The 15,374-nt window shown below is 71.9% G+C and carries 15 protein-coding genes; 6 read left to right on the top strand and 9 right to left on the bottom strand.

Annotation, left to right across the window (positions count from 1 at the left end; all coding sequences use genetic code 11):
- Positions 1-11 precede the first annotated feature (11 nt).
- Genes ACIQ6Y_RS23170 through ACIQ6Y_RS23160 form a run of 3 tightly spaced genes read right to left on the bottom strand, consistent with a single transcriptional unit; the run spans position 12 to position 4,065 of the window.
- Positions 12-1,610, bottom strand: a complete 1,599-nt coding sequence (locus ACIQ6Y_RS23170) for an acyl-CoA carboxylase subunit beta (protein ID WP_404041846.1) — start codon at positions 1,608-1,610, stop codon at positions 12-14.
- On the bottom strand, positions 1,607-3,274 hold the full coding sequence (locus tag ACIQ6Y_RS23165) for an acyclic terpene utilization AtuA family protein (protein ID WP_404041845.1): 1,668 nt from the start codon (positions 3,272-3,274) through the stop codon (positions 1,607-1,609). The genes ACIQ6Y_RS23170 and ACIQ6Y_RS23165 overlap by 4 nt, the downstream gene beginning before the upstream one ends.
- The gene (locus ACIQ6Y_RS23160; protein WP_404041844.1) at positions 3,271-4,065 is read right to left on the bottom strand and encodes a TIGR03084 family metal-binding protein; all 795 of its coding nucleotides are present in this window, start codon (positions 4,063-4,065) and stop codon (positions 3,271-3,273) included. Before ACIQ6Y_RS23160 ends, ACIQ6Y_RS23165 begins: the two co-directional genes overlap by 4 nt.
- Before the next feature lie 118 nt (positions 4,066-4,183).
- Between ACIQ6Y_RS23160 and ACIQ6Y_RS23155 the strand changes: the two genes are divergently transcribed.
- Together ACIQ6Y_RS23155 and ACIQ6Y_RS23150 are read left to right on the top strand one after the other, a co-directional pair.
- Positions 4,184-5,029 carry a Scr1 family TA system antitoxin-like transcriptional regulator gene (locus ACIQ6Y_RS23155; RefSeq protein ID WP_404041843.1) on the top strand — a complete coding sequence of 282 codons (846 nt, stop codon included), beginning with the start codon at positions 4,184-4,186 and terminating at the stop codon, positions 5,027-5,029.
- Complete coding sequence (locus tag ACIQ6Y_RS23150; RefSeq protein WP_404041842.1) at positions 4,989-5,255, top strand: DUF397 domain-containing protein; 267 nt, start codon at positions 4,989-4,991, stop codon at positions 5,253-5,255. Before ACIQ6Y_RS23155 ends, ACIQ6Y_RS23150 begins: the two co-directional genes overlap by 41 nt.
- Here ACIQ6Y_RS23150 and ACIQ6Y_RS23145 read toward each other — a convergent pair.
- The 3 genes from ACIQ6Y_RS23145 to ACIQ6Y_RS23135 all read right to left on the bottom strand — a co-directional run bounded on the left by ACIQ6Y_RS23145 (position 5,245) and on the right by ACIQ6Y_RS23135 (position 9,571).
- Positions 5,245-5,616: a DUF6247 family protein gene (locus tag ACIQ6Y_RS23145; RefSeq protein ID WP_404041841.1), complete on the bottom strand. Its 372-nt coding sequence runs from the start codon at positions 5,614-5,616 to the stop codon at positions 5,245-5,247. The genes ACIQ6Y_RS23150 and ACIQ6Y_RS23145 overlap by 11 nt on opposite strands.
- Positions 5,617-5,654: 38 nt before the next feature.
- Positions 5,655-6,590 (bottom strand): EamA family transporter, encoded by a 936-nt coding sequence (locus ACIQ6Y_RS23140; protein WP_404041840.1) that lies wholly within the window; start codon positions 6,588-6,590, stop codon positions 5,655-5,657.
- 95 nt (positions 6,591-6,685) lie between these two features.
- Entirely contained in the window at positions 6,686-9,571 is a 2,886-nt protein-coding gene (locus tag ACIQ6Y_RS23135) for an FAD-binding and (Fe-S)-binding domain-containing protein (RefSeq protein WP_404041839.1), read from the bottom strand.
- 93 nt (positions 9,572-9,664) lie between these two features.
- On the opposite strand from ACIQ6Y_RS23135, the gene serC reads away from it, so the two are divergent.
- On the top strand, positions 9,665-10,783 hold the full coding sequence (gene serC / locus ACIQ6Y_RS23130; protein WP_404041838.1) for a phosphoserine transaminase: 1,119 nt from the start codon (positions 9,665-9,667) through the stop codon (positions 10,781-10,783).
- Positions 10,784-10,877: 94 nt separating this feature from the next.
- Here serC and ACIQ6Y_RS23125 read toward each other — a convergent pair whose 3' ends face one another.
- Positions 10,878-11,042: a hypothetical protein gene (locus tag ACIQ6Y_RS23125; RefSeq protein ID WP_404041837.1), complete on the bottom strand. Its 165-nt coding sequence runs from the start codon at positions 11,040-11,042 to the stop codon at positions 10,878-10,880.
- A 129-nt stretch (positions 11,043-11,171) separates the two neighbouring features.
- On the bottom strand, positions 11,172-12,140 hold the full coding sequence (locus ACIQ6Y_RS23120) for a WD40 repeat domain-containing protein (RefSeq protein ID WP_404041836.1): 969 nt from the start codon (positions 12,138-12,140) through the stop codon (positions 11,172-11,174).
- A 117-nt stretch (positions 12,141-12,257) separates the two neighbouring features.
- On the opposite strand from ACIQ6Y_RS23120, the gene ACIQ6Y_RS23115 reads away from it, so the two are divergent.
- The 3 genes from ACIQ6Y_RS23115 to ACIQ6Y_RS23105 all read left to right on the top strand — a co-directional run bounded on the left by ACIQ6Y_RS23115 (position 12,258) and on the right by ACIQ6Y_RS23105 (position 14,643).
- Complete coding sequence (locus ACIQ6Y_RS23115) at positions 12,258-12,938, top strand: SGNH/GDSL hydrolase family protein (RefSeq protein WP_404041835.1); 681 nt, start codon at positions 12,258-12,260, stop codon at positions 12,936-12,938.
- A gap of 72 nt (positions 12,939-13,010) precedes the next feature.
- Complete coding sequence (locus ACIQ6Y_RS23110; protein ID WP_404041834.1) at positions 13,011-13,601, top strand: Uma2 family endonuclease; 591 nt, start codon at positions 13,011-13,013, stop codon at positions 13,599-13,601.
- A 52-nt stretch (positions 13,602-13,653) separates the two neighbouring features.
- Entirely contained in the window at positions 13,654-14,643 is a 990-nt protein-coding gene (locus ACIQ6Y_RS23105; RefSeq protein ID WP_404041833.1) for an aldo/keto reductase, read from the top strand.
- Between the two features lie 144 nt (positions 14,644-14,787).
- Here ACIQ6Y_RS23105 and thpR read toward each other — a convergent pair whose 3' ends face one another.
- Positions 14,788-15,360, bottom strand: coding sequence for an RNA 2',3'-cyclic phosphodiesterase (gene thpR / locus ACIQ6Y_RS23100; protein ID WP_404041832.1), 573 nt, complete (start codon positions 15,358-15,360; stop codon positions 14,788-14,790).
- Positions 15,361-15,374 lie beyond the last annotated feature (14 nt).

Raw genomic sequence — 15,374 nt, 5'->3', positions numbered from 1 at the left:
TGAATGTCCCCTCACATCCGGAAGACGCCGAAGCCGCCGCGCACGCCCTCGAACGGCGCGGTGTGGACGGCGGACAGGCACAGGCCGAGAACGGTGCGGGTGTCGCGCGGGTCGATGACGCCGTCGTCGTACAGCCGCCCGGACAGGAACATCGGCAGCGACTCCGACTCGATCTGCTGCTCGACCATCGCGCGCAGCGCGGCGTCCGCGTTGTCGTCGTACGGCCGTCCCTTCGCCGCCGCCGACTGCCGGGCCACGATCGACAGCACGCCCGCGAGCTGCTGCGGGCCCATGACGGCCGACTTGGCGCTGGGCCAGGCGAACAGGAAGCGCGGGTCGTAGGCCCGCCCGCACATGCCGTAGTGCCCGGCCCCGTACGAGGCGCCCATCAGGACCGACAGATGGGGAACCTTCGAGTTCGAGACCGCGTTGATCATCATGGAGCCGTGTTTGACGATGCCGCCCTGCTCGTACTCACGGCCCACCATGTAGCCGGTGGTGTTGTGGAGGAAGAGGAGGGGGATGTCGCGTTGGTTGGCGAGCTGGATGAACTGCGCGGCCTTCTGGGACTCCTCGCTGAACAGGACGCCCTGGGCGTTGGCGAGCACGCCCACCGGGTAGCCGTGCAGCGACGCCCACCCGGTCACCAGGCTGGTCCCGTACAGCGGCTTGAACTCGTCGAAGTCGGAGGCGTCGACGATCCGGGCGATCACCTCGCGCGGGTCGAACGGCACCTTGAGATCACCGGGGACGATGCCGAGCAGTTCCTCGGGGTCGTACTTGGGCGGCTCGGCCGGGCCCGGATCCTCGTACGCCTTGCGGTGGTTGAGGCGGGCGACGACGCGGCGGGCCTGGCGCAGGGCGTCGTGCTCGTCGACGGCGAAGTGGTCGGCGAGACCCGACACACGCGCGTGCATGTCGGCGCCGCCCAGCGACTCGTCGTCGCTCTCCTCCCCGGTGGCCATCTTCACCAGCGGCGGCCCGCCCAGGAACACCTTGGCCCGCTCCTTGACCATGATCACGTGGTCGGACATGCCGGGGATGTAGGCGCCACCCGCGGTGGAGTTGCCGAAGACGACGGCCACGGTCGGGATACCGGCCGCCGACAGCCGCGTGATGTCGCGGAAGATCGCGCCCCCGGGGATGAAGATCTCCTTCTGCGACGGCAGATCCGCGCCGCCGGACTCGACGAGGCTGATGCAGGGCAGCCGGTTGGCGAGCGCGATGTCGTTGGCGCGCAGGGCCTTCTTCAGCGACCAGGGGTTGGACGCCCCGCCGCGCACGGTCGGGTCGTTGGCGGTGATCAGGCACTCCACGCCCTCGACGACCCCGATCCCCGTGACGAGCGAGGCCCCGACCGCGTACTCGCTGCCCCACGCGGCCAGCGGCGACAGCTCCAGAAACGGCGTGTCGGGGTCGAGGAGCAGCTCGATGCGCTCGCGCGCGAGCAGCTTCCCCCGCTTCCGGTGCCGTTCGACGTACTTCTCTCCCCCGCCCGCCAGCGCCTTCGCCTGCTCGGCTTCGAGGGCGGTGAGCTTGGCGAGCATGGCCTCGCGGTTCGCCCGGTAGTCGGGGCTCGCGGTGTCCAGGGCCGAGCCGATGACCGTCACAGAAGAGCCTCCGGTATGTCCAGGTGGCGCGAGCGCAGCCATTCGCCGAGCGCCTTGGCCTGCGGGTCGAAGCGGTGCCGGGCGGCGACGCCCTCGCCGAGGACGCCCTCGACGACGAAGTTCAGGGCACGGAGATTGGGCAGGACGTGCCGGGTGACCTTGAGCCCGTCGCTCTCGGGGATGAGCTGCTGGAACCTCCGCACGGTCAGCTCATGGGCCAGCCACCGCCAGGCCTCCTCCGTCCGCGCCCAGACGCCCACATTCGCGTCCCCGCCCTTGTCCCCACTGCGCGCCCCGGCCACCAGCCCCAGCGGGGCGCGCCGCACCGGCCCCGCGGGCAGAGGCGCGGGCAGCAGCGGCTGCGGCACGTCGTCGAGTACGAGGCTGTCGGCCGACGGCGTCACGGCGATACGCCGCCCGTCGTCGAGCACGGCCGTGTGCGCGACCGCGTCCTGGGGGACGTAGACCGCGTCGAAGACGCCGTAGGGCGTGCCTCTGCCCGGCAGGTCGGCGACATGGAAGCCGGGATAGCTGGCCAGCGCCAGCTCCACGGCGGCCCCGCTGAGCGCCTTGCCCACGGCGGCCTGGTCGGGGTCGCGTACGACGAGCCGCAGCAGCGCGCTGGCGGTCTCCTCGGTGCCGGCGTCCTCGCGGTCGGTGCGGGCCAGCTCCCAGCGGGCGTCGGCGACCTTGGCGAGAGCGGGCTCCAGCTGCCGCCGCACCAGGTCCGCCTTGTCCTCGATGTCGAGCCCGGTGAGCACGAAGACGACCTCGTTGCGCCAGCCGCCGAGCCGGTTGCGGCCGACCTTCAGCGTGGGCGGCGGGGCCTCACCGCGCACGCCCTCGATGCGGACGCGGTCGGGGCCGAGCTGGGTGAGCCGTACGGTGTCCAGCCGGGCCGTGACGTCCGGTCCGGCGTACCGGGCGCCCTGCGTCTCGTACAGCAGCTGCGCGGTGACGGTCCCCACGTCCACGAAGCCGCCCGTCCCCGGGTGCTTGGTGATGACGCTGCTGCCGTCCTGGTGCAGCTCGGCGAGCGGGAAGCCGGGGCGGGTGGTATCGCCGTCGGTGAAGAAGGCGTAGTTGCCGCCGGTGGCCTGCGTGCCGCACTCCAGCACATGCCCGGCGACGACCGCACCCGCGAGCCGGTCCAGGTCGCCCGGCCCCCACCCGAAGTGCGCGGCGGCCGGACCGGTGACCAGGGCCGCGTCGGTGACCCGCCCGGTGACGACCACGTCCGCGCCCGCGCGCAGACAGGCGGCGATCCCGAACCCACCGAGGTAGGCGTGCGCGGCGAGGCTGCCGGGATGGTCGCGGGTGAGGTCGTCACCTTCGACATGGGCGACACGGACGGCGATGCCGAGCCGGTCGGCCAACTCCCGTACCTTGACCCCGAGTCCGGCGGGGTTCAGCCCTCCCGCGTTGGTGACGATCCGCACCCCGCGCTCGTGCGCGAGGCCGAGACACTCCTCCAACTGCCCGAGGAAGGTGCGCGCGTACCCGGCGGAGGTGTCCTTCAGCCGGTCGCGGCCGAGGATCAGCATGGTCAGTTCGGCGAGGTAGTCCCCGGTCACTACGTCGAGTTCGCCGCCGGTGAGCATCTCGCGCAGGGCGTCGAACCGGTCACCGTAGAAGCCGGAGGCGTTGCCGATGCGGAGGGTCACGCCGAGGCCTCCTTGGGCGCGCGGCCCTCTCCGGGCGGCCCCGCGAAGGCCTGCGCGATGCCCAGCCACCGGTCGGCGTCCTCCCCTACGGCGGTCAGCGCGAGGTCGTCCCGGTGGGCGCGCTGGGTGACCAGGAGGCAGAAGTCGAGGGCGGGCCCGGTGACGCGCTGGGGGGCGTCCTCGGGGCCGTAGGTCCACAGGGCACCGGAAGGGGCGAGAAGCTCGACCCGGAACTCGCCCTCCGGCGGGGCGATCCCCCGCGCGTGGAAGGCGAAGTCACGGGCCCGCACCCCGATCCGCGCCACATGCCGCAGCCGGTCCGTCGGCTCCCGTACGACCCCGAGCGCGTCGGCGACGTCCTGGCCGTGCGCCCACGTCTCCATCAGCCGGCCCGTCGCCATGGACGCGGCCGACATGGGCGGCCCGTACCAGGGGAAGCGCGCGCCGTGAGGGGCCGCCCGCAGTGCCGCGTCCAGGGCCTCACGGCCGCGCCGCCAGCGCTCCAGCAGCTCGGCGGGCGGCAGCGCGGCCCCGGCGTCGGCGCCCTCGTCGACGAACGACTCCGGCGCCTTCAGGGCCTGCTCCACCAGCCCCTGGAAGGCCTCCGCGTCGGTGACGGCCAGCAGGGCGGAGTGGTCGGTCCAGGCGAGGTGGGCGATCTGATGGGCGATGGTCCAGCGGGGGGCGGGCGTGGGCAGTCTCCACCGTTCGGGCGCCAACTCGGCCACAGCTCGGTCGAGTTCGTCGCTCTCGGCACGCAGGTCGTCGAAGACGGGCGTCGGGTCGGCCATGCGGCGAGGATGGCAGCGCCGCCAGAAACAAGCAAGCGTGCTTGCATTAATTTCTTTCCCGGATTCCGAGACCTGTGCGCGCTCGGGTGGCTACCGTCAGTGACAGGAGGTGGTCGTCGTGCACATCCGCGAACTCGACCCGAGCGCGTCCCCGTTGGACTACTACGGCTATGAGCTGCGCCGCGCCAGGGAAGCGGCCGGGCTCACCCAGAAGGCCCTCGGCTCGATCGTCTTCTGCACGGGGTCCCTGATCGGGCAGATCGAGACGACGATGAAGGTGCCGACCCGGGAGTTCTCGGAGCGGGTGGACGCGGCGCTGGGGACGGACGGGTTGTTCTCGCGGCTGATCGGGCTGGTGCTGCGGAGCCAGTTGCCGAGCTGGCTTCAGCCGTTCGCGGAGCTGGAAGCGCGGGCGACGAACATCGCGACGTTCCAATGCCAGGTGGTCTATGGCCTGCTTCAGACACCGGCCTACGCGCGGGCGGTTCTGGAGGCGGGCCTGGCGGACAAGCCTGACGACTTGGTAGCCGCGAGGATGGAGAGGCAGCGAATCCTCGAACGGGAAGACCCACCATTCACCTGGGTAGTGCTGGACGAGGTGGTGCTGCACCGACCGTTCGGCGGCCGGGAGGTCATGTGGGATCAGCTCACCCACCTGCTGAGTCTGCGAGACCGTCGTGAGCTGCGGGTCCAGGTGCTGCCGCTCGGCGTGGGTCAGCACCCGGCCACAACAGGCTCTTTCACCATCCTGCGCTTCACGAGCGACCCTGACATCACCTACTCCGAGAACTACGACAAGGGGTACCTGACCGCCAACCCGACTGTCGTCAGGGACTGTTCGCATCGTTACGATCATCTGCAGGCTGCGGCCCTCTCCGTGGAGGACTCGGCAGCGCTGATCGCCCGCGTACGGGAGGAACGCTATGCAGAACGGCCAGAACCGGACACGAGCGGAGTGGCGTAAGTCCTCTTACAGCGGCGGCACCGGAGGCGAATGCGTCGAGTGCGCCCCCCTCGGCACCGCCACCTGGCGCAAGTCCTCCTACAGCGGTGACACCGGCGGGGACTGCGTAGAGGTCGCCGATCTCCGGCCCCACCTCGCCGTCCGGGACTCCAAGAACCCGGACGGCCCCGTCCTGCGCTTCCCCGCGACGGCCTGGTCCGCCTTCGTGGAGTCGGTCAAGCACTGACACCGCCACAACCCGGGGTCGCTTCGGCCGCGGCGCAGTAGAGGACACTCGCCGTGGTGAGGTGCTCGCGGGCCTCCTCCGGAGAGGCGGCTGTCCGGGCGAGGTATTCGGCGCGGTGGTACCGCTTCGCTGTCTCCGGGTGCCGCTCGATCTCGATCAGAGCGGCCCAGTGAGCCAGGTACGCGTGCACGGGTTTCAGTGACCCGTGCTCGACGGCCTCGGCCAGCGCCTGGTCCTTGGCCCTGTCGTAGGCCAGGAGAAGCGCGGGGGCCACGACGGTGCAGGCCGCGCGCAGAGCGCCCGGCGAGCGCTCAGGGCGAGGGATCAGCGGGCGGTCGTCGGCCGTCTCGGTGAGCTGCACGGGTCCGACCCTAGTCCGGCAGGACCAGGCCGGGCCCCTCAGATCTCGGGAACTGCCTTCCGCCGCCCCACCTGCGTCCGCACAGCCCCCATGCTCGCCCCGATGACCAGGGCGATCGCCGCGGACTGCGTGGTCGTGAGGGTCTGGTCCAGGATGAGGAAGCCGGCTGTCGCGGCGATGGCCGGTTCGAGGCTCATCATGACCGCGAAGGTGGAGGCGGGCAGGCGCCGGAGGGCCAGCAACTCCAGCGTGTAGGGCAGAACCGAGGACAGGATCGCCACGCCCGCGCCCAGGCCGATCGTCACCGGGTCGGTGAGCTTGGCGCCCGACTCGGCGATGCCCAGGGGCAGGAAGAGCAGGGCCGCCACCGCCATGGCCAGGGCGAGGCCGTCCGCCTGGGGGAAGCGGCGGCCGGTGCGGGCACTGAAGACGATGTACGCCGCCCACATCGCGCCCGCTCCCAGGGCGAAGGCCACGCCTACCGGGTCGAGGTCACTGAAGCCCCCGCCGCCGAGCAGGAACACTCCCGCGAGGGCGAGCCCGGCCCAGACGAGGTTCACCAGCCGCCGGGAGGCGATCACCGACAGCGCGAGCGGGCCGAGTACCTCCAGGGTGACGGCCGCGCCGAGCGGGATGCGGTCCACGGACTCGTAGAACAGGCCGTTCATCGCGCCCATGGTGATGCCGAAGACCACCACCGTGCCCCAGTCGGCACGCGTGTGCCCCTTCAGCCGGGGGCGGCACACGATCAGCAGCACGATCGCGGCGACCAGGAGCCGCAGGGTCACCACGCCCAGCGCGCCCGCGCGCGGCATGAGCGTCACGGCGAGGGCCCCGCCGAACTGCACCGAGATCCCGCCGGCCAGCACCAGTCCGACCGGCCCCAGAGAGCCGCCTCGTCGCCCGCCGGTCCCTGCCGAGGCGACCGGCGCTGACACCGTGGTGGGCGTGGAGGTGGTGCTCGAAGTGCTCACGGGGCTTCCTGAGGACTGGGCGCGAAGGGGATCTTGTTCATTACGATGCACTTGCCAGTCCACGGTAATGGACTAGGGTCAGGCATGTACAGCGCTCACGCCCCTGACTCCCCGTCGGCCGGCCCTTCGTCCAGCCCCTCGGCCAGCACCTCCGCGAGATGCCGCCCCCGCACCCCGGCCAGCTGCTCCAGCTGGGTGCGGCAGGAGAAGCCGTCCGCCAGCACCACCGCGTCCTGCGGGGCCGACCGCACCGACGGCAGCAGGTGCTCCTCCGCGCAGGCCACCGAGACGTCGTAGTGGCCGCGCTCGAAGCCGAAGTTGCCCGCGAGGCCGCAGCAGCCGCCCGACAGCTCGCCGGTCAGTCCCGCCGCAGCGCGCAGCCTCCGCTCGGCCGCGTCGCCGAGGACCGCGTGCTGGTGGCAGTGCGTCTGTCCGGTCACGGGCCGGTCCAGCACCGGCGGCCGCCAGCCGGGCGCGTACCGCTCCAGCGCCTGAGCGAACGTGACCACCCGCTCCGCCAGCCGCGCCGCTCGCGGGTCGTCCGGCAGCAGCTCGGGCAGATCGGTCCGCAGCGCCGCCGCGCAGCTCGGCTCCAGCACCACGACCGGCATCCGCGCCCGAAGCACCGGCTCCATCAGGTCCAGAGTGTCGCGCAGGACCTTCCGGGCCCGGTCGAGCTGCCCGGTGGAGACGTACGTCAGCCCGCAGCACACCCGCCCCCTGCGGACTCCCGCCAGCGCGAACGCGGACCGGGTGCGTCCGTCCGCGAGCCGCCCCCCGCGCGGGAAGAGCGTCGGCGGCAGTGCCACGCGCAGTCCGGCCGCCTCCAGGACCCGTACCGCCGCCCGGCCCACGCCCGGCGACAGATGCTCGGTGAAGGTGTCCGGCCACAGCACCACCGGCTCACCCGGACCCACAGCGGGTTCCCTGCGCCGCCACCACCGGCTGAACGGCTCGGGCGCCAGCTTCGGGATCTCCCGCTCGGCCGCGATGCCGCCGAGACGCCGGGCGAGCCGGGCGAGGGGCCGTAGCCCTGCCAGGGCGTTCACCAGGCCCGCCGCCCGCAGGCGTGCCGCCCACCGCAGCCACTCCGGCAGGCGGCCCATGCTGTAGTGCGCCGCAGGCCTGCGCCGGCCCGCGTAGTGGTGATGCAGGAACTCCGCCTTGTACGTGGCCATGTCGACGCCGACCGGGCAGTCCGAGCGGCATCCCTTGCAGGCCAGGCACAGGTCCAGCGCGTCCCGGACCTCCGGCGAGCGCCAGCCGTCGGTCACCAGCTCCCCCGCGAGCATCTCGTGCAGCAGGCGGGCGCGCCCGCGCGTGGAGTGCTCCTCCTCGCCCGTCACGCGGAAGGAGGGGCACATCACGGACTGGCCCGCCGGAGAGGGAGTACGGCACTTCGCGACCCCGACACACCGCCGTACGGCCGCCGTGAAGTCGCCGCCGTCGGACCGGTAGCCGAAGGCCACGTCCACCGGCTCGCGCGGCAGGACCGCGAACCGCAGGTCGGCGTCCAGGGGCGCCGGGCGGACCAGGATGCCGGGGTTGAGGAGGTCGTCGGGGTCCCAGACCGCCTTCGCGCGTTCGAAGAGCGCGACCGTCTCCGGCCCGTACATCACCGGCAGCAGCTCCGCCCGCGCCTGCCCGTCGCCGTGCTCACCCGACAGGGACCCGCCGTGGGCGACGACCAGACGGGCGAGTTCCTCGGAGAAGCGGCGGAAGCGGGCCACGCCCGGCGCGGTCAGCAGGTCGAAGTCGATACGGACGTGGATGCAGCCGTCGCCGAAATGGCCGTACGGGCTGCCGCGCAGGCCGTGGGAGGCGAGCAGGGCGCGGAAGTCGCGCAAATAGGCGCCCAGGCGGGCGGGCGGTACGGCGCAGTCCTCCCAGCCCGGCCAGGCCTCGGTGCCGTCGGGCATACGGGTCGCCGTGCCGGCGGCGTCCTCGCGGATGCGCCACAGCGCGCGCTGCCCGGCCGGGTCGGCGACGATCCGCGCGTCCACGGCGTCGGCAGCCCGTACGACCGCCTCCGCACGCGCGTGTGCCTCGACCGCCGTCTCCCCGCCCGTCTCCACGAACAGCCAGGCCCCGCCCCGGGGCAGCCCGGCCGTGCCGGCCGGCACCAGGTCGGCCGCCATGCCCTCCACGGTCAGCGGCCCGTACGGCAGCAGGCCCGCCGCCGCCTCCGCGGCCGCGCTCTCGTCGGCGTACCCGAGGACGGCGAGGGCACGCGCGCGTGGCGCCTCGACGAGTGTGACGACCGCTTCGGTGAGGACGCCCAGCGTGCCCTCGGAGCCGCAGAAGGAGCGGGCGACGTCCGCGCCCTTCTCGGGCAGCAGCGCGTCCAGCGCGTAGCCGGAGATACGGCGGGGCAGGTCGGGGAAGCCGGTGCGCAGGCGTTCGAGGTCGCCGAGGACCAGCTCCCGCAGCCCCTCGGGCGCCCCGGCCCAGCCCTGTCCGAGCCGCAGCCGCTGCCCGCGCGCGGTGACGACGGCCAGCTCCCGCACGCTGTCCGCGGTCGTGCCCCAGGCCACCGAGTGGGAGCCGCAGGAGTTGTTGCCGATCATCCCGCCGAGGGTGCAGCGGCTGTGGGTGGAGGGGTCGGGGCCGAAGCGCAGGCCGTGCGGGGCGGCGGCCTCCTGGAGGCGGTCGAGGACGAGACCGGGCTGGACGACGGCGGTGCGGGCCTCGGGGTCCAGGGAGACCAGGCCGTTCATGTGCCGGGTGAAGTCCAGGACCACGCCCGTGCCGGTCGCCTGGCCCGCGATCGACGTACCGCCGCCGCGCGGCACGACCGGCACGCCGTGCTCCCGGCACACCGCCAGTGCGGCCGCCACGTCGTCCGCGTCGCGCGGCGCGACGACCCCGAGCGGGACACGCCGGTAGTTGGAGGCGTCCATGGTGGTCAGGGCGCGGGCGGTGACGTCGAAACGGACATCGCCCCGGACGGCCCTGCGCAGTGCGGCTTCCAGATCCGTCATGCACCCAGCCAATCAGTCCGTCCGGTCCCCGCGCGTGTCTCAGCCGACGGACGGTGTTTCGACCCCGTTTCCTCCACCGGCTAACCTCACCTCGTGGCTGAGATCCAGATTCCTGCTGACATCAAGCCCGCCGACGGTCGATTCGGCGCGGGCCCCTCCAAGGTGCGGGTGGAGGCGCTGGACGCCCTGGCCGCCACCGGTACCTCTCTGCTCGGCACCTCCCACCGCCAGGCCCCGGTCAAGAACCTGGTCGGCAAGGTGCGCGAGGGCATCTCCGAGCTGTTCCAGCTCCCCGAGGGCTACGAGGTGATCCTCGGCAACGGCGGCTCCACCGCGTTCTGGGACATCGCGACGCACGGCCTGATCGAGAACAAGTCGCAGCACCTGAACTTCGGCGAGTTCAGCTCGAAGTTCGCCAAGGCCGCCAAGCTCGCGCCGTGGCTCGCCGAGCCCACCGTCATCGCCTCCGACCCGGGCACGCACCCCGAGGCGGCCGCCGAGGCCGGTGTGGACGTGTACGCGTTCACCCACAACGAGACCTCGACCGGTGTGGCCATGCCGATCAAGCGGGTCGAGGGCGCCGACGCCGGCTCCCTGGTCCTGGTCGACGCCACCTCCGGCGCGGGCGGCCTGCCGGTCGACATCGCCGAGACGGACGTCTACTACTTCGCCCCGCAGAAGTCCTTCGCCTCCGACGGCGGCCTGTGGATCGGCGTGTTCTCCCCGGCCGCGATCGAGCGCGCCGAGCGGATCCACGCCTCGGGCCGGCACATCCCGGAGTTCTTCAGCCTGCCGACGGCGATCGACAACTCCCGCAAGAACCAGACGTACAACACCCCGGCGCTGTCCACCCTCTTCCTGCTGAACCAGCAGCTGGAGTGGATCAACGGCCAGGGCGGCCTGGACTGGGCGACCCGCCGCACGGCGGCCTCCGCGCGCACGCTGTACGGCTGGGCGGAGGACGTGAAGTACGCGAACCCGTTCGTCACCGACCCGGCCAAGCGCTCGGCCGTCATCGGCACGATCGACTTCACCGACGACGTCGACGCGGCCGCGGTCGCCAAGGTGCTGCGCGCCAACGGCATCGTGGACACCGAGCCCTACCGCAAGCTCGGCCGCAACCAGCTGCGCATCGCGATGTTCCCGGCGATCGACCCGGCGGACGTCGAGGCGCTGACGAAGTGCGTCGACTACGTGATCGAGCACCTGTAAGCGATCCTGGCTACGGCCTACGGTCCTGCGGCACGGCCCTGGAGGGGGAAGCCCTCCGGGGCCGTACGCGTCTCAGCCGCCTGCGCGTCTCGGCTCAGCCTTCGGCCGACCTGCTGATGTGCTCGACCACCTCTTTGAACTCCCCGGTCGGCGAGAACTCCACCAGCTCGGTGTCCTCCAGCGGCTCGGGGGCGTGGCCGGGCGCCCAGTAGTAGGCCTGGCCCGCCTCGTAGACGTGCTCGCCGTGCTTCGTCCGCATCTTGATCCTGCCGCTGAGCACATAGCCGTAGTGCGGGCACTGGCACAGGTCGTCGGGCAGGCCCTTGAGCGCCGAGCTGAGATCCGCGCCCTTGGGGAAGCGGCCGGACGCTACGGCGGGGCCGGACGGCTAGGACCTGCGCCTGCGCCGGGCGATGCCGAAGAGGCCGACGCAGATGCCGGCGACGACGACGTACTCGATCCGCAGCCCGGAGTCGCCGTCGTCACCTGAGGCGCCGGAACCGCCCTTCGACGAGGGCGACTTGGAATCGCCGCCGGGCGCGTCCTGCGCCTCGACCGGGCTCTGGGCGCCCTCCATGCCGAGCATCAGCTTCGTGCCGTCGGCGGAGTAGGACACGGACTCGCCCTGCCCCAGCGGCACGCTGACGCGGCCCAGGCGCCGGGGCTGCCCGCCGTTCCAGTCGTACGCGATGCCGCCCATGTAGCCCCGTACGACGAACTGTTCGCCGTCCGGGGAGAAGGCGGCGTCGGTGGCCCACAGGTCGATGGGCGGGCCGGGCGAGAAGACGTTGGTGCCGGAGGCGGACAACTCGGCGGGACCGGAGTAGAGATGGCCGCCGTCCTCGCCCTTGTCGATGATGTAGACGCGGCCGGTCTTGGGGTGCACCAGCAGGGACTCGGCGTCGCGGGGGCCGTCGGAGTACTTCACGACGTACTGGGTCGCGCGGACGGTCTGGTCCTTGAGCTGGGCGGGTTCGGGCAGCCGGTAGACCCAGACGTGGTCCCAGACGACCCCGTCGTTGTCTCCGATGTCGCCGACGTAGAGCTGGTTGTCGGGCCCCACGGCGATGGCTTCCACATCACGCGGGTCGCCGACGCCGGTCATGGTGACGGTCGCGACGGTCTCCCCGGTCCGGCTGTCGACGGCGTAGAGGTAGGCGCCCTCGTCCTGGTCGTTGTGCGTCCAGTAGATGCCCGGGTGCTGCCGGGACGCGGCGAGGCCGCTGGACTCGGTGATGCGCGGGTCCTCGATGGTGAAGCTCTCGTCGCCGTCGGCGGCGTACGCGGTCGTGGGCACGGCGAGCCCGGACAACAGGCAGGCGGCCGCGGACAGGAGGGCGGCAAGGCGTCGGCGCATGCCCCAAGCCTGCCATCCCGGGGTCCGGACCCGAGGAGGCACCGGTGATGATCGTCGTGGCGGTCCTCACAGGCCCCGGGCGCCCCACCGGTCACCGGGATCCCTCATCATGAGCGGATGCTCAGGTTCATGCCCGTAGGTGACTCCATGACGATCGGCAGCGCCGGCGAACACACATGGCGTTACCGGATGTGGCAGCACCTGCGCGACACCTACGACGGCCCGTTCGCCCTCGTCGGCCCGCGCGAGACGCTGTACGACCAGGCCGCGCAGGAGCCGACCTCGTACGACTACGCCGACCCGGACTTCCCCCGCGCCCACCTCGCCGGCTGGGGCGAGGGCTGGCAGCACATGGTCCCGCTGATCGGGGAGAGCGTGCGGGCGTGCCGGGCGGACGTGCTGCTGGTGTCGCTGGGCCTGATCGACCTGGGCTTCTACACGAACGCCGAGCAGACGGCCGACAACGTCCGGGCGTTCGTGGCGGCGGCCCGCACGGCCAACCCCCGCATCCGCATGGTGCTGCTCCCGGTGATCCGGAACGTCCGCGCGGACGCCGACCCGGACTTCGCCGCGCAAGTGGGCCTCTTCAACGACCTGCTCGCCAAGGCGGTGACCGACCTCGACGAGCCGGCCTCACCCCTGCTGCTGGCCTCGGTCCCCGACTCGTACGACTTCCACAGCGACACCTACGACGGCACCCACCCGAACGCCTCCGGCGAGCACAAGCTGGCGGCGGCCTTCGCGGACGCGATGTGGCGGGAGTGGGGATGGGGAGCGGAGTACGAGGTCCGTACGTGACGTGGTGACCGTGCGTATCGTTGTACTGCGCGGCTGGGCTTGTGGTGAGTCCGGCCGGGGAGGAGCGCCACGATGACCGTCGTTGAAGACAGGATCGAGATGGCCGAGAGCAGCGATCTGAACACGCTCGATGAGCTGTTCGAGCGGCTTGAGATGATGCCCGTCCCCGATGGATACAGGGTCGAGATCGTCGGGGGCACCATCTACATGACGCCGCAACGGGACACTCACTGGGAGATCATCCGTAGGCTCCTTTGGGCTCTTGAGGACCACTTCGGTCGCCACATCAAGGTCTTCTCGGACGTGCGGATCGACTTCCCCGGCTACAAGAACGGCTTCTGCCCGGACCTGGCCAAGCTGCGCGATTCCGCCGAGAAGGACGGCACGGGCCACTGGAGCCACAAGGACGTCGAGTTCGTCGCCGAGGTCGTCTCGAAGGGCACCGCCCCCAACGACTACGGCCCCAAGAAGGCCGCCTACGCCGCCGCCGAGGTGCCCGTCTATCTCGTCGCCGACCCGTACCAGGGCCGCTGTCACATCTACACCAACCCCAAGGACGACGACTACGTCACCGAGACCAAGATCCGCTTCGGCGACGAGGTGGACCTGACGGGGACCCCCCTCGGCCTGGTCCTCAAGACCGACGAGTTCCCCCGGGACTGAGCGCCACAGGCTCCTTGCATAGAGCGCACTCCAAGCCGTTGGCTTGGAGACCATGAAGTACACGCAGCTCGGACGCACCGGACTCAAGGTCAGCCGACTGGTCCTCGGCACGATGAACTTCGGACCGCAGACGGACGAGGCGGACAGCCACGCCATCATGGACGCGGCGCTGGACGCGGGGATCAACTTCTTCGACACGGCGAATGTGTACGGCTGGGGTGAGAACAAGGGCCGTACGGAGTCGATCATCGGCAGCTGGTTCGCCAAGAGCGCGGCGAACCGGGACAAGGTCGTGCTCGCCACGAAGGTGTACGGGAACATGGGCACGGACGGCGAGCCCTGGCCGAACCACGACAAGCTGTCGGCCCTGAACATCCGGCGGGCCGTGGACGCCTCGCTGAAGCGCCTGGGCACCGACCACATCGACCTGTACCAGTTCCACCACATCGACCGGGCCACGCCGTTCGAGGAGATCTGGCAGGCCATCGACACCCTCGTCGCCCAGGGCAAGATCCTCTACGCCGGGTCCAGCAACTTCCCCGGGTACAAGATCGCCCAGGCCAATGAGACGGCCGCGCGGCGAGGCTCGTACGGGCTCGTCAGTGAGCAGTGTCTGTACAACCTCTACGAGCGCCGCGCCGAGATGGAGGTCGTCCCGGCCGCGCAGGACTACGGGCTGGGCGTCATCCCCTGGTCGCCGCTGCACGGAGGTCTGCTCGGCGGGGTCGTCCGCAAGGAGGTCGAGGGCGGGCGGCGCTCCAGCGGGCGTACCGCCGAGGCGCTCAAGGACGCCGCCGTGCGGGCCAAGGTGCAGTCGTACGAGGAGCTGCTCGACAAGCACGGGCTGGAGCCCGGCGAGGTCGCGCTGGCGTGGCTGCTGACCCGGCCGGGTGTGACGGGGCCGATCGTGGGGCCGCGTACGGCGCAGCAGCTGGAGTCGGCGCTGCGGGCCGTCGAGCTGGAGCTGTCGCCGGAGCTGCTCGCCGGGCTGGACGAGATCTTCCCCGGGCCGGGGCCGTCTCCGGAGGCCTTCGCCTGGTAGGCCGAAAAGGCACGCATGCGGAGGCGGCGGCGGCCTGGGGCGAGCTACCTCCCCAGCGCCGCCGCCACCGCCACCACGACGAACATCAGCACGAGCGCACCGGCCATGATCCGGTTCCGGGTCTTCGGGTCCACGGGAACGAGCCTAACCGGCCGCGCCCAGTGGCCAGCGGGCGACCGCCTCGTAGCGGGGCTGCTCGCCCGGCACGCCGGAGGCCGGCAGGTTGCTGCGGACCAGCACCAGCTCGGCCACGGTCCAGGTGCGGCTGACGAACGTGGCCAGCGCGTCCACGTACGCCCTCACGTTCACTGCGTCGCGGCTGCGGGCCACTGTGAGGTGGGCCTTGTAGCGGCGGTGCTCGCCCATGTCGAGGCCCGCCTTGCGGGCGGCGGCCTCGCTGCGGTCGGCCAGCAGCCGCATGGACGCCACATCGCCGTCGGCCCCTGCCCACAGGGCGCGGCCGTGGCCGAACTGGCCCCCTCCGCTCACCGCGAGCGGGAAGGGGGCCGTGCGGTGGGCGGCGCGCTCCAGGCGGGCCGACAGGTCCGGTACGACGGTGTCGTCGACCTCACCGTAGAAGGCGAGGGTGAAGTGCCAGCCGGGGCGGCCGGTCCAGCGGAGCCGGTCCGCGCCGGGGAGCCGTTTCAGCGCCTCCACCTCGGCGGCCAGTTCCCCGACCACCTCGTCCGGGGGCAGCACGGCGGCGAAGAGTCTCATGGCCTCACCCTGCC

This window comes from Streptomyces sp. NPDC096205, assembly GCF_044763135.1.
In the GTDB taxonomy this organism is placed as follows: Bacteria; Actinomycetota; Actinomycetes; order Streptomycetales; family Streptomycetaceae; genus Streptomyces.
This window is presented reverse-complemented; position numbering and strand designations above follow the sequence as displayed.

Excerpts from the sequence above, each read along its gene's own strand:
- ACIQ6Y_RS23160 (WP_404041844.1), bottom strand. The coding sequence starts at position 4,065 with ATGGCCGACCCGACGCCCGTCTTCGACGACCTGCGTGCCGAGAGCGAC.
- ACIQ6Y_RS23150 (WP_404041842.1), top strand. The coding sequence starts at position 4,989 with ATGCAGAACGGCCAGAACCGGACACGAGCGGAGTGGCGTAAGTCCTCT.
- ACIQ6Y_RS23135 (WP_404041839.1), bottom strand. The coding sequence starts at position 9,571 with ATGACGGATCTGGAAGCCGCACTGCGCAGGGCCGTCCGGGGCGATGTC.
- ACIQ6Y_RS23125 (WP_404041837.1), bottom strand. The coding sequence starts at position 11,042 with ATGCGGACGAAGCACGGCGAGCACGTCTACGAGGCGGGCCAGGCCTAC.
- ACIQ6Y_RS23120 (WP_404041836.1), bottom strand. The coding sequence starts at position 12,140 with ATGCGCCGACGCCTTGCCGCCCTCCTGTCCGCGGCCGCCTGCCTGTTG.
- ACIQ6Y_RS23115 (WP_404041835.1), top strand. The coding sequence starts at position 12,258 with ATGCTCAGGTTCATGCCCGTAGGTGACTCCATGACGATCGGCAGCGCC.
- ACIQ6Y_RS23110 (WP_404041834.1), top strand. The coding sequence starts at position 13,011 with ATGACCGTCGTTGAAGACAGGATCGAGATGGCCGAGAGCAGCGATCTG.
- ACIQ6Y_RS23105 (WP_404041833.1), top strand. The coding sequence starts at position 13,654 with ATGAAGTACACGCAGCTCGGACGCACCGGACTCAAGGTCAGCCGACTG.
- thpR (WP_404041832.1), bottom strand. The coding sequence starts at position 15,360 with ATGAGACTCTTCGCCGCCGTGCTGCCCCCGGACGAGGTGGTCGGGGAA.